The 12,808-nt window shown below is 37.6% G+C and carries 15 protein-coding genes and 1 pseudogene; 9 read left to right on the forward strand and 7 right to left on the reverse strand.

Annotated features, from left to right (window positions below; translation table 11 throughout):
* Positions 1-121: 121 nt before the first annotated feature.
* Both IGI52_RS22880 and IGI52_RS22885 read right to left on the reverse strand, forming a co-directional pair.
* Positions 122-256, reverse strand: a complete 135-nt coding sequence (locus IGI52_RS22880) for a hypothetical protein (protein WP_002302374.1) — start codon at positions 254-256, stop codon at positions 122-124.
* A gap of 43 nt (positions 257-299) precedes the next feature.
* Positions 300-1,604: an IS91 family transposase gene (locus tag IGI52_RS22885; protein WP_438782484.1), complete on the reverse strand. Its 1,305-nt coding sequence runs from the start codon at positions 1,602-1,604 to the stop codon at positions 300-302.
* Positions 1,605-1,889: 285 nt separating this feature from the next.
* Here IGI52_RS22885 and IGI52_RS22890 point away from each other — a divergent pair, with 285 nt between their 5' ends.
* Positions 1,890-2,036, forward strand: a complete 147-nt coding sequence (locus tag IGI52_RS22890; protein ID WP_016178966.1) for a hypothetical protein — start codon at positions 1,890-1,892, stop codon at positions 2,034-2,036.
* Between the two features lie 18 nt (positions 2,037-2,054).
* Positions 2,055-2,201: pseudogene (locus tag IGI52_RS22895) on the forward strand (DUF6577 family protein); the annotation flags it as partial.
* Between the two features lie 608 nt (positions 2,202-2,809).
* On the opposite strand, the gene IGI52_RS22900 reads toward IGI52_RS22895, so the two are convergent.
* Both IGI52_RS22900 and IGI52_RS22905 read right to left on the reverse strand, forming a co-directional pair.
* A complete protein-coding gene (locus IGI52_RS22900) occupies positions 2,810-3,094 on the reverse strand; it encodes a Txe/YoeB family addiction module toxin (protein ID WP_016178965.1) in 285 nt (94 codons plus the stop codon).
* Positions 3,095-3,343 carry a type II toxin-antitoxin system Phd/YefM family antitoxin gene (locus IGI52_RS22905; RefSeq protein WP_016178964.1) on the reverse strand — a complete coding sequence of 83 codons (249 nt, stop codon included), beginning with the start codon at positions 3,341-3,343 and terminating at the stop codon, positions 3,095-3,097.
* A gap of 520 nt (positions 3,344-3,863) precedes the next feature.
* On the opposite strand from IGI52_RS22905, the gene IGI52_RS22910 reads away from it, so the two are divergent.
* The 6 genes from IGI52_RS22910 (at position 3,864) to IGI52_RS22935 (ending at position 7,239) form a co-directional block, all read left to right on the forward strand.
* Positions 3,864-4,067, forward strand: coding sequence for a hypothetical protein (locus IGI52_RS22910; RefSeq protein ID WP_016178963.1), 204 nt, complete (start codon positions 3,864-3,866; stop codon positions 4,065-4,067).
* A 16-nt stretch (positions 4,068-4,083) separates the two neighbouring features.
* The gene (locus IGI52_RS22915; RefSeq protein WP_016178962.1) at positions 4,084-4,317 is read left to right on the forward strand and encodes a DUF2922 domain-containing protein; all 234 of its coding nucleotides are present in this window, start codon (positions 4,084-4,086) and stop codon (positions 4,315-4,317) included.
* A gap of 324 nt (positions 4,318-4,641) precedes the next feature.
* On the forward strand, positions 4,642-5,025 hold the full coding sequence (locus IGI52_RS22920; RefSeq protein ID WP_016178961.1) for a hypothetical protein: 384 nt from the start codon (positions 4,642-4,644) through the stop codon (positions 5,023-5,025).
* Positions 5,026-5,070: 45 nt separating this feature from the next.
* The gene (locus tag IGI52_RS22925; protein ID WP_016178960.1) at positions 5,071-5,628 is read left to right on the forward strand and encodes a DUF2922 family protein; all 558 of its coding nucleotides are present in this window, start codon (positions 5,071-5,073) and stop codon (positions 5,626-5,628) included.
* Positions 5,629-5,722: 94 nt separating this feature from the next.
* A complete protein-coding gene (locus IGI52_RS22930) occupies positions 5,723-6,151 on the forward strand; it encodes a phage holin family protein (RefSeq protein WP_016178959.1) in 429 nt (142 codons plus the stop codon).
* Between the two features lie 251 nt (positions 6,152-6,402).
* Positions 6,403-7,239, forward strand: coding sequence for a MurR/RpiR family transcriptional regulator (locus IGI52_RS22935; protein ID WP_016178958.1), 837 nt, complete (start codon positions 6,403-6,405; stop codon positions 7,237-7,239).
* Positions 7,240-7,289: 50 nt separating this feature from the next.
* Here the strand turns inward: IGI52_RS22935 and IGI52_RS22940 are convergent, their stop codons facing one another.
* Entirely contained in the window at positions 7,290-8,657 is a 1,368-nt protein-coding gene (locus tag IGI52_RS22940; RefSeq protein ID WP_154059475.1) for a PTS transporter subunit EIIC, read from the reverse strand.
* A 218-nt stretch (positions 8,658-8,875) separates the two neighbouring features.
* Here IGI52_RS22940 and IGI52_RS22945 point away from each other — a divergent pair, with 218 nt between their 5' ends.
* Positions 8,876-10,336 (forward strand): glycoside hydrolase family 1 protein, encoded by a 1,461-nt coding sequence (locus IGI52_RS22945; protein ID WP_016178956.1) that lies wholly within the window; start codon positions 8,876-8,878, stop codon positions 10,334-10,336.
* A gap of 228 nt (positions 10,337-10,564) precedes the next feature.
* On the opposite strand, the gene IGI52_RS22950 is transcribed toward IGI52_RS22945, so the two are convergent.
* Both IGI52_RS22950 and ribH read right to left on the reverse strand, forming a co-directional pair.
* Positions 10,565-11,995 carry an ATP-binding protein gene (locus IGI52_RS22950; RefSeq protein WP_016178955.1) on the reverse strand — a complete coding sequence of 477 codons (1,431 nt, stop codon included), beginning with the start codon at positions 11,993-11,995 and terminating at the stop codon, positions 10,565-10,567.
* A gap of 327 nt (positions 11,996-12,322) precedes the next feature.
* A complete protein-coding gene (ribH, locus tag IGI52_RS22955; protein ID WP_016178954.1) occupies positions 12,323-12,790 on the reverse strand; it encodes a 6,7-dimethyl-8-ribityllumazine synthase in 468 nt (155 codons plus the stop codon).
* Positions 12,791-12,808 lie beyond the last annotated feature (18 nt).

Below are 12,808 nucleotides of genomic sequence, written 5' to 3' on the forward strand. Positions count from 1 at the left end.
TAATAAAAATACTGGTAATAAATCATTTGTATTGAATCTATTAATTAATTTATTTTGTTAAATGTTAAGAAAACCTCAGGAGAAAACCGCTCCTGAGGACTTTTTGTTTAGATAAATCATTTTATTGTCGATCACTGATTCTAAATTCGTATCCAAGTACGTTCTTATAGTATTCTGGATACATCTCTCCACCACATTTTTCGCAATCAAATTGCGGAGCGTTCTCAGGATCAAATGCAACATCTCCTGCATCCAAAAATTGAACTACTTCCTTTGGAATTTTTTCCTTTATCCCACATTCAAGACAAATGTAATGAACCACTCCATTGGAATCGAAGTTTTTTAAAAGCTGCTTCTTTTTCTTTTTCATACTTACGTTTCGATGCTTCTTCCCCAATTTTTTTATTCTCCTCTCGCATGAATCGTTCCGATTCTTTATTCTTCGCATATTTCACTACAAGTCGTCCATTTTTAGACACACTAACTCCACTAAATTCATAATATTCGCCACATCTAGTACATTCCAATGGATTTACTCCGAATTCTTCGGCTATTCGTTCACACCATGATTTTGGTTTAAGTGCTTTCTTCACATTCACAAGCATTCGTTGAATCTCTTTCTGGTAATTACTTAATACTTTTTTCATGATTGTCTTGATCCGCCGACTATAAATGCCGTATCTACGAATTGTTTTGAACTGGTTCTCTGGAATATGACGAATCAGTGCACCAATAAATTCCTCTGCCGACATCGTCTTTATCTTATCCGTGTTAGTTCGTTTATCATGATACTGAAACATCACTATTTTCCCATCGTACAAAAGGATACGATTTAAAGCAATGGGACCACGTTTCATATAACGACTGATATATTCTAATATCTTTTTGAGAGAAGTTCGGCTCCTTTTGGGTGCATGCACGTAAAAACCCTCTGCATTTTTCGTGTACGCCGCTTGTAAAAGCGGCTGGACTCGTGCCTTATCCCATTGGGATAAGGTTCTTCGAATGAGCTTTAGGACCGCATTCTGCCAATATTTCCTCAACATTGCGAACGGAAAATAGTCATAGTCCTTCCATTTTCCATCCCTCGTCAGTCCACCCATGGTGACGACTAAATGAACATGCGGATTGTATTCTAGCTGAGAACCGAAGGCGTGGAGTGTTGCCACAACCCCAGCTTGTATATGGTGCTTTCTAAAAAAATCTAATAGTATCCGTGCAGCTTCATCCATTAATCCTTTTAAAAGCTCCTTACGATACTTCTCCTTCAGAAAAATCTCACGTAAACCTTCATCGATCGTGAAGATGACGTGTCGATGCGTCACTGTAAACAGATCATTCGCCGCAACCTCTGCCCACCGTTGACTTTCCCCAGTTGCACAAGTTGGACAAAATTTCCCTTTACAACGAAAAGCCACTTTCTTTACATCATGGCATCCTTCACAGACAAATAGACGATAACCTTTTTTAAGGTCACCACAATCGCGAAACTTCTTCACTTCTCTTTTCACAACGGATCGAATCCTTCTCGTGTACCTTTGATTGAATTTCTCCCAGTTTTGATATTCATCAAAGAAAATGGCGTGTAAAATATTGGGTTTCATATCTCCAGTTTAATAGGAAAAAGACCAGATGAAAAGCGGTCAAAAGATTGATGTATCAATCCTTTGACCTCTTAAAATGTTATACTTCCTTTAATGTCAAAAAAGAGCCGTCGCTTTTTGCGTAACTTAATTACGTGATGAAGATTATTATGTTGTAGCAGCTTTTGTGAATGGCGTCATTCAAAAAAAATTAAAGCATTGCTTCTATTATTGTGAGTAGATAGACACCAAATAATTAGGTCTAAATTTGATTATGACCCAATTATTTGGTTAGGAGAATTTACTATGGAAGATGCATTACACGAGAAAGACTTACTATCTTTTTTTAAAGAAAACCCGATTGTAGCTACTCATTTGATTCAGACAAATAATCTCATTGTTGAAATCGACGCCGATGTATTAGATGCGGCATTCTATTTTTTGAAAGAGTAGCATCCCAACACTTTTTTATCTCCAGAACAGAAAATGTATAACTATTACATTTCTCCACAAGAAGAAAATACGATCGTAAATCAATTACACGTAGACGCTCCTTTGAATAAAGTTAACGACAATTTCTATACACCTAAACTTGAAAAATTATTGATTGAAAGTTAGGGCGGCTAACTTAGTTGTTGAGCCTCATGATCAAAATAAAAAAGTACACAGAAAGATCTCTGTATACTCTAAAATCGTATTTTTGATGCAATTTTCACTGATACTACTTGTCATAATCAATTGCCGCCCCTGATACAAATGATTTACTTAATAGGATAGGATCACTGATATTAGGCTCTTCTTTATATAAAGATAAGCAAGCTAAATCAAAGTAAAAATTGTAAAAGGTTTCAATGTATTTAGAGTAACGAGATGTTTCATTGCCGTTGCCCATATTTAATGCGTAGCAGTATGAAATTTTTTTGATCTCAGCTGCTAAAATAGAATGTCTGCCATTGCTTCAGTCTGGAATTAGAATATTTTTGATCTTTAAACCGATCGAGCAAAGTCTACTACTGGAAATACTGACTCGACACACGGGACTAAACGCCCTTTTTGTTAGGAGAAACATCTCTACATCGGAACAATCGACCTTTCAATCGGAACAAGGACTATCTCTAAAATTACGTGCATATGAGCTGATTGATCTATTGCATCGCCTACTCTTTCATCCTTTTTGCCACAAAAAACCGCTTGGGGCTTTCCCTAACGGTTTTTTTCGTGTTTCTCTATTTTGGCATATTATTTTCGTAGTGTGACCAAGCAGAATATACCTTAACTACTTTATTCTTCTTATCAATCGTATAAACAACTCTATGCTTTCCATTGATTCTCATAGAATACATTAGCTTGTTTTTTGGACGTAATTGCTCAAAATTTCTAATTTGAGTATAAGGGTTCTTTTTTAGCGTTTCGATGATTTCTTCATAGTCAGATAGCAGATTTATTTTTTCTAACAGCGGTAAATGCTTTTTTTTAACTTCTTTATGGACTAATACCTTCCAATCGCTCAATTATGCTTCCTCAAAATCATCCTCAGATTCGCTTTCCATAAGGCTAAATACATTATCAAGCGTACCTGTTCTATACAAATATAATTCTTCTTGAATCGCACTCCATTCACGTTTAGACATCATGATTACTCCATCATTTACCCCCTCTTTATTCGTTAAGGTAACTTCAATCTCGCTGTTATCAGTTGCTACGCCCTTCAAAGTTTCAAATAAATTCTTTCTTAAATTCGTTGGTGTGATTACTTCCATGACAAGCCCCTCTTTCTACATGTACGTTATCACGTACATTATAACGTACATCCTTAGTTTTATCAATCTTCTAACTCCTTATAACCGTCAAAATAAGCCTCCATTTGAATTTTTGGAGCCGTCATCTTTTTAAATCACGACACTATTTCTAGACCTTCCTCATTTCAACTTTCTCCTTTACTCATTAAGAAAACCTTAAGTCAAATAAAAATGTTTAGTTTTTTTAGAAGATGTTTCCATTCTACAAACACTATCAAATCAACATTACTTCTCCACGCATAAAACCCAAAATGTGTCAAAGTAGGCAAAATTACATGAGGCTATGAAAATTACTGGCTTCTTTCATTTTTCACAAAGTAAAATCCTGTTCTTATAGGATTTGTGTAAAAAAGAGATTGAAAACTCCTGCAATTTTGACCCCCAAATGTAATTTTGCCGGTTTTGACCGAGTTTGTATTTCCCCTTTATCGTTAAGTCACCGACCGGAACAAAAAAAATACTATAACGGAGGAATGAAAAAATGATTCAAAAAATCGGCAACAAATTACAAGTACAAATCGACGCAGGTGAAGACAAATTAAGAAAGGTGAACTTCCAAAACGTCATCGACGAACCAACCGAAGAAGCGGTGCTAGAGCTTGGCGCCATCCTGACAGAACTTTCACCAGAAGGCAGCAACCTAGACGGTGTGCTCCTAACTAGCCAATCTCGGTATACCAAATAAGGAAGGAGAAAATTAGATGTTTAAACTTGTCGCAACCTTTACAACCAGCTTAGGAAAAAAACAAACCTGGAGCCTGAATAACCCTGATCCAAATAAGACGCCTACTGAGGTCAAAAGCCTCTTACAACGTCTAATCGGCATCAAGCTTTTCCATAAAGACGGCGCGGACCTTTTCAACACAGTCGAAAGCGCAAAATATGTGGAAACAACTGAAACGATCCTATTTGATAACACACAGGAACAACAGTAGGATATTGCTTTACTAAATTTGAGAAGTCGCGGTAGACGTACCGCTCTTCTCTATTAATAAGGATGTCAGTTCTTACTTTAGCAATTTTAAAAGAATGATATACGGCATTTGAATCGAACGATTTTTTTCTCTTGGAAAAAATTATTACTTTAAAACAAATAAGGATGTCAGTTCAACTTTTCGCAGGTCTCTTAGTTAGAAAAATAATTAGCATTAATAGCTAGTTTATCGTTCCAGCACTTTAGTTGAATGATATACGGCATTCGAATCGAACTTTCTTTTTACAAAAAACTACTTCAAAACAAATAAGGAGGATGAAGATCCATGAATGAACCACTTTTAACGCACCAACAGATTTTCACACTAAAACCCGAAACACTTGAGGCACGAATCATGACCTTTTATCAAGAAACACAGAACAGCAGCTTAACAATTAAATATATTATGGCTTTACGCATCCGTTTTAGACTTGGTGCGCAGGAGTTTGCGAACATTCTCAGCGATCTTGTCCGCTATTTGTTTATGAACACCAAAGCAACACGTACCATGAAGCGCTTCTTTTATTATTTTCAGGATTACTTTGCGGCGCCTGAATGGAAACGGCTGACGATGAGGGTCTTCCCTTTGAGAAATTTTGGCAAGAAAGTCTTGTCTGTCGCTCGTTCACTGGTTTCATTTGTACGTCCTGAAGAAATGACTGAGCCTTGATAAGAACTACCCTACGCAGAAAATAAATGAGAGGAAAGAAGAAAAATGATCACTGAGTCTACAAAATTGGTCACAACTTTTTTTAACAGTGACCGCAAGAAACACAACTGGACCTATCAGGACGTGGATACGAGCTTGTCGGCAGAAGAAATCAAAGAAGCTTGCGAACTATTAACGACCTTAGACCTTTTTGAACAAGATGGCGTAAAACTATTTGATTCTGTTGTCACGGCAAAGTTTGTCTCTACCAAGGTAACCACGCTGTTTGACCTGAAAAACGAGATTGATGTGGATCAAACTGAACCGTTTTATGAAGCGACCTGTGAAAAGGTTGGCTGTTTTGAAGTACCAGAAAAACAGGAGAAATCCGAACACGTGCCGCTCCAGATTCCTGTGGCGATTGTGCCATTTAGTAAAACACAATTATCGTTAGAAACGAATGAACCCGTCGCACATCCAGCAACTGTAGCCGCACCTGTCAAACGATCGACTAAACAGCCAACAAGAAAAGATGCAAACAACAAAAAAGGCCTGCTTCAACGAATGTTCAGGCGAAAACAGCGGAATAAAGACGACCCAGCGAATCATGAATCAAGCACTTAATCGCTAATCTCCATTCTATCTAGCGTAGGACAAATGACACCTGCGAGCTAAATCGCAGATGTTGATTAAATCTATTTGAAAGAAGGGAATTGAAATGACTGTTTTATCAATTTTATCTGGAGGAACACTCGTTAACTATCTATTCGGCGGAAGTGTCCCAATCATGGGTGTCTTTTTGACGATGGTTGGCTTAGACCTTTTTACTGGCTACGCCAAAGCACTAAAAAGCCATACGTGGGTCTCCTCTATCAATCTTTACGGACTGTTTACCAAGTTCATCACGTTCTCAACAATTATCTGTGCCGCTGCTTTAGACATACTAGCACCTGTCGTTGGCATCGATTTGCCTATTAATGTCGCCTTGATTTGGACCGCTCTTCTGATTCTGTACGAGATTGGTTCGATCTTAGAAAATGCCCATGCCTTTGGACTAAAGATCGCGTGGCTGCAGAAATGGCTGCGAGTGTTTGAACGGGATGTCGGGGATTTGCCTGATAAGGATGATCAAGAGAACAATGTATAATAAAAAAGAGAATCCAATTGCAAGTGCTGAAGTGGACTTGTAATTGGGTTGTCTTTGCGTGGGGAAATATAGTATGGCTTGAATGATAAATAATGTGCAAAATCCGTCAGTTGTTGGTCTGATATAATTTCCCCTTCTTGTAACATGACAACACTCTTTCCACCTGCTCGTTTTTCCTCCCATTTATTTCTTAGAAAAACAAAAATAAATGATAAAATGATAGCAGAATACTTTTTGGAAAGGGAAATAAAATGTCAGTTGAAAGATATGGAACGTTTTTACTATTACTGAGGCTGTACAATGAATCGCCGACAAACTCAACGGAGAAAATACTATCAAAATATTTTCTGAAGCGATTTGATGATATAAAAAGCATCAATATTTACGATGTTTCTGCGGATTGTCACGTCTCAAGAGCCACTGTTCGGCGTTTTTTCTCAAAACTGGATCATGAGAGTTTTTTGGATTTCAAAAATGAGTTTACGATCCCATACGATATCAGTATGTTTGAAAAGGAACTAGATAGAAAAGACTACGTAAAAGAACACATTCAGCAAATAAATGAGATTCAGAAATTCTTTTTGAATAATAACTCTAAGATTCTTGAGAAAATTAGAACATTGGCGAAAGTCATGCATAATGCTAAAAATATTTACTGGCTTACCTCTACTTCAACAACACGAATGGTAGAGGATATGCAAATGCAATTTTTGAGATTTAACTCTTTTTGGGATATCATCATCAATTACAAGAAGGATAGCGACATACAAATAGAAGAAAATGATGTAGTCATCGTCCTATCCTCCAGCAGTGTCATGGCGCATTCGATTGTTACAGATCTGGAAGAAATGACGTGTCCGATCTATCTTGTTACTTTGAATAATCAATATACTCACTCAGTCTTTACCGACATTATCCGATTAACAGACAGCACTCTTTACAATTTTACGGATCAAATTTCAAATGAAACGGTCAAGGAAGAGGTCGTAAACAGAAGATACGCGACAAATTTGTTCTTTGACTTTTTATACTATGAATACGCAACTATTGATAAGGAAGTAAAACATATGCAAAAAGAAGCTGAATGATCATTTTCATCCAGCTTCTTCTTTGTATTTTGAAATTAACTAGTCATCGCTTATACCTTACTCATTTTTCTTCTTTTTAAGAAAATCGTCGCCAGAAAACCGGCAGCTCCTGATACGACAATGACTAAAATGCCTGCGTACATATTCGATAGACCCGTATATGGAGCCTTCGAGATAACCATTGTTGCTAATCCGGGTAAGCCTGAAACAATTGAGTTTTGTGCCAAATTCGTTATACCTGCCACTACCCCTCCAATAGCTCCTCCGATCATCGAGCCGTATAATGCCTGTTTATCATTGATTAGCACTCCGAATAAGGATGGTTCTGAAATACCCATAAGTCCAGTCACTCCGGCTGACAGCTTTGTCCCTTTTTTCGTCGCATCTTTTTCAAGATAAGCGACAGCCAAAGTGGCCGTAGCAATCGCGATATTGGTACCAAGCATCGCAGGAATAAGGAATGTATCATACCCTTGAGCAGCGAGAGAAGTAACCATGATCGGAACCAGCGCTTTGTTTGTTCCAGTAAGTACCGTAAAGCCAAATAGTGCACCAACTAATCCCAGAGCCAGCCAACCAATTTTATCATGAATGAATACAAATCCAGCAGTCATCCAATTTCCTAAAATGACTCCTAAAGGTCCTACTAACAGCAACGTAGCAAGTGTTCCGACTGTAATGACAATTAATGGAATCAAGACCTCTTTAAAATAGCTTGGAATTCTTTTATAAATAAGTTTATGCGTTTGAGCCATTATAATCACGCCCAATAACACCGGAAGCGCGGTATAAGAATACGTGGTTGCGACAATGGGCAGACCAAAAAGACTCAGACCTTCTACTCCGTTAATTCCTTCATTTAGTAATACCGCCCCTAAAAATATGCCGTAAACAGGATTGATATTCAGTTGCTTCGCACTTCCATAACCGACATAGAGCGGAAGGAAAAAGAAACCCGTAGATGCGATTGCATTGATCAATTCGTAGGTAGGTGACTCTGCTGATAAACTAGTCGCAAGAATGATAATATTAAGAATTGCAGATATTAGTCCCACAGCAACCACGATTGGCATCGTAGGTAAAAATGCGGCGGCTAAAAAGCTCAGCGCTCTAGAAAATGGTCCTTCTTTACTTTTGGTAGAATCTTCTTCTTTACTTTTAGTTGTAGAAATTTTTGACTCATATAATTGATTAAACGTATCGTAGACTCCTTGGACATTCGGGCCAAAAATAATTTGCAGCGTATCACCCTGTTTGACGACACCTAAGACCCCTTCAATTTGTTCAACCTTTTCTGTGTCGATCTGGTCGATATTTCTGACATTCACTCTGAGTCTGGTTGCGCAGTGTGTGATGTTACGAATGTTTTCGATCTTAATAACATCCAGTAACGCCTGAGAAACTGATTGGTAATTCATATTTTTCCTCCTTCATACTATTTGTCGAAAGTTACACAAACGATTTCTATAAAGAACAATTTCTTTATACTAACAGCATACTTTCTTTTCATTTCTGTCGGGGGACAAAATATGCACCCTGCTTTATACAGGGGACAACATTTGCACCCTAGCCCAATTTCCATTGATTATAACATTCCCTTGTCTTAAGATTAAAATAACGATAAGGAGGTAAAAATATGGCAAAAGATACTTTTTTTCCTGAACATTTTTTATGGGGTGGGGCTATCGCCGCAAATCAATCAGAAGGTTCTTGGAACAAGGATGGGCGCGGGTCATCGGTAGCAGATACTGCTCCATACTATGAAAATCAAGATTACGCTAAATATGCTGCTTTCGATGAATTATCAATTGAGGAAATAGAAAAAAGATTAGCCGATAAAAAGGATATTTATCCTAAGAGATGGGGCATTCATTTCTATGAGAGGTACGAAGAGGATATTGCTTTATTTGCTGAAATGGGGTTTAAAGCGCTAAGGATGTCTATTTCTTGGTCAAGAATATTCCCTAAAGGTGATGAAAAAGAGCCGAACAAAGCCGGTTTGGATTTTTATCATCGCGTATTCCGAACGTTAAAACAGTATGATATTGAACCAATCGTTACTCTTTCCCACTATGAAACACCTGCATATCTTGCTACGAAGTATGGAGGTTGGATCAATCGAAAAATGCTGACGTTTTTCTCTCATTATTGTGAGACAGTCATATCTGAGTTCAAAGATTCGGTCAAGTATTGGATGGCCTTTAATGAAATAAATGTGATTGATCATAGTTTTTATGTAGGCGGCGCTGTTCCAACGGACTATATAAAGGACGAAAAAACGGATAAATACCAAGTGATTCACCACCTTTTTATGGCCAGTGCAATGGCTAAAAAAATACTAAAAGATATTTCTCCAAATGCACAAATGGGTGGCATGTTAGCGCGCCGAGAAGGATACGCAGCGTCCTGTGATCCACTTGACGTCCTGGAATCAATCAAGGACGATCAGAAAAATCTTTTTTATTCTGATGTCTTAGTGAGAGGTTATTATCCAAGCTACATAAAAGCCTTCTTTAAAGAAAATGATATTAATCTTATTATGGAAGATACAGATGAGACGCTGCTGAAGGAAAACACTATCGACTACCTTTCCTTCAGCTATTACATGACTGTTCTTTCTAAACATAAAATTGATAAAGATACTGAACTCACAACAGGCAACTTGGTGAATGGTGTTAAGAACCCTTATCTTGAAAGCAACGAATGGGGATGGCAGATCGATCCAGTCGGACTTCGGATCACGCTGGAAAAGCTTTATGATAGATACCAACTTCCACTATTCGTCGCAGAAAACGGTATCGGACTTCAAGAGCACTCTGATGGGACTACCGAGATTGAGGATACTCAAAGAATTGATTACTTACGCAGTCATATTAATGAAATGGGAAAGGCTATTAAAAACGGTGTGGATTTAATCGGATATACCGTTTGGGGACCGATTGATATTATTAGTATGTCTACCTCAGAGATTTCCAAACGCTATGGCTTCATTTATGTAGATGCTGACAATTTCGGAAATGGAACGTTCAACCGATATAAGAAAAAGAGCTTCAATTGGTATAAACAAGTGATTGCATCAAATGGCGAAGAAATTTAATTTGTAAAGCTTTCAAGTTGAATCTTATTTGAAAAATGGGAGAAAAAGAGTTAAAGTGTTAGTTTATATCAAACAATTGGTGAACATCGGAACTCACCTTATAAGCTCCAGAAACGACGGACACTCGTCAATTTCTGGAGCTTTTGGAGTCTCCTATACTAGGCAACAACCTATTCTAAGAAACAACGATGACTTATAAAAATCACCAACCTCTTGTATTCATCCCATTCAATGAAGCGTAACGATCTTCTCATCAAACAAATCATCAATCGTCACTAATACGAGGTTTTCGTGGATTTTTTCTAGTTCACGCGCTTGCTCTGGATACGGCGCTTTTGAGAAAAAATAGAAGTAATACTCATCGTATCCCGGTAAATAGGAGGCATGGCTCATTAATTTTTGAATTTCTTTCACCGTCTTCAATTGATTGCGCCATTTGCATTCACCAATCAAAATTTTTTGCTCTTTCTTATTCTCCATTACAATATCAAATTCACGTTCATCAGAATCCCCTTTTTGCTTCTTCCCTCGCCATGAACCTGTACGTTTAGGAAAGAAGGGCAATTCTTCTAATTCATCTAAGAAATATAAATAGCTCATGGAGATTTCTTCAAAAGCAGGGGCACCAATGAACTCATTCAATGTTTCTTTTATCTCTCTTTGATACAGCCTTTTTCCTCTTCCACGCTCGATCTCTTCTTGATTCGTGAAGACATAGCGAAACCAAAAACGATAGACATTATCCTTTAAAGTATAATGAGAATTTTTGCTCTTCAACGGATCAACATCGAAGGGCAAATTCCGTTGAATAATCCGCATATTGACTAGTGTTTTAAGGTACTTACTCAATGTACTTTTTTCAATATATGTTGCTTGCCGAATTTGTTCAAGCGTGTTCGCCCCACTGGCAATAGCTTGCAGAACCGAATTATATAATTTAGGCTCTGGCAGCTCCTGATGCAATACCATGATTGGATCTGAATACAGACCACCATAAATATCGAAATAAAGCTCCTCCATGTTCTCATCAAAGGATAGGGTCTTATCTACTTGAGAAAGATAGTACGGAATCCCTCCCATGCAGGAATAAAATTTCACTTTGTCTTCATTTGAGTAGCTGTCAAGGAATTTTGCAGCATCAATATAATCTAGTTCTCCTACATGAATAGGCGTAGTCTTTCGACCAAAAAGTGGACTATTTTCTGCTAATACCTCATCCTCCATAAAGCTCACCTGCGAACCACAAAGAATCATAAAAATATTACTATCAAGATCAAGTTTGTGGTCAATAAAATGCTGAAGAATTGAATTTAAAGACTTATTCGCCTTTGCTGCATAAGGATATTCATCAATAATCAAAACAATTTTGCTACCGCGTGTTTTTTCATACAGATAATTAAACGCATCTTCCCAATTATCAATATTAGGTAAAAAATGTTCCCCCACAAGTTCCTGAACGGCTTGTAAAAATCCATTGATATTTAAACGATCATTCACTTCTTTCGCCGAGAAAAAGATCGTTTTCTTTCCCTTTGCAAATTCTGAGATAAGACGTGTCTTCCCGACCCGCCTTCTCCCATAGACAACGGCCATTTCAAAGCTGGATTTTTTGTATAATTTTTCGAGAATAGCTAGTTCTTTCTTCCTGCCTACAAACATTTCCCTATTCCTCCAATCTCATTCCGTAGAAATCTACGTCAACTGAGTTTGATCTATCTCGTTTCCTTAAGATCAGTATAACATGTTTTTTACAGTTTATTCTGATTAGAATTATTCTGTTTATGATTATTCTGAATGGAATTATATTTCGCGATTCATCCAGCTAGTCCGAAGTAATGCTAGCTGTGGAATAGGTACTAATTAATTTAAATCAATAAAAAGGACTGTTTTTTAGCAACATTATATTTCTTACATTTTAAAGAATTTACGCTCCCCTATTACTATTGTTCCACAAGGACGATTTTCGTTCAAAATGACTATGTGCTGTTAACTAAAGAGTTTTTGATTCAACGTCACCATCTCAATCAAGCCCTGCGCTGCTTCCGCTCCTTTATTCCCGGCTTTGGTCCCAGCTCTTTCGATAGCCTGCTCAATCGTTTCTGTGGTCAATACGCCAAACATCACAGGAATCTCTGACTCTAGACCGATATGGGCCACCCCTTTTGCGACTTCATTACTAACCAGTTCATAATGGGTGGTGGCTCCGCGAATCACTGCGCCTAAGGTGATCAACCCGCTGTATTTTCCACTTGCTACTAATTTTTTTGTGATAAAGGGAATCTCAAAGGCTCCTGGTACCCAATAGACATCAATATCTTCTTCCTTTACACCATGCCGCAGCAAATTATCCATCGCTCCGCTTAATAGTTTAGAGGTAATAAATTCGTTAAAGCGTGCAACAACGATTCCTACCTTGATTCCTTGACCGTCAAATGTTCCTTCAAATTGTGGCATTCTTTTTCTCTCCTTTTC

This window comes from Enterococcus sp. DIV0187, from assembly GCF_051713785.1.
Taxonomy (GTDB): domain Bacteria; phylum Bacillota; class Bacilli; order Lactobacillales; family Enterococcaceae; genus Enterococcus_A; species Enterococcus_A avium.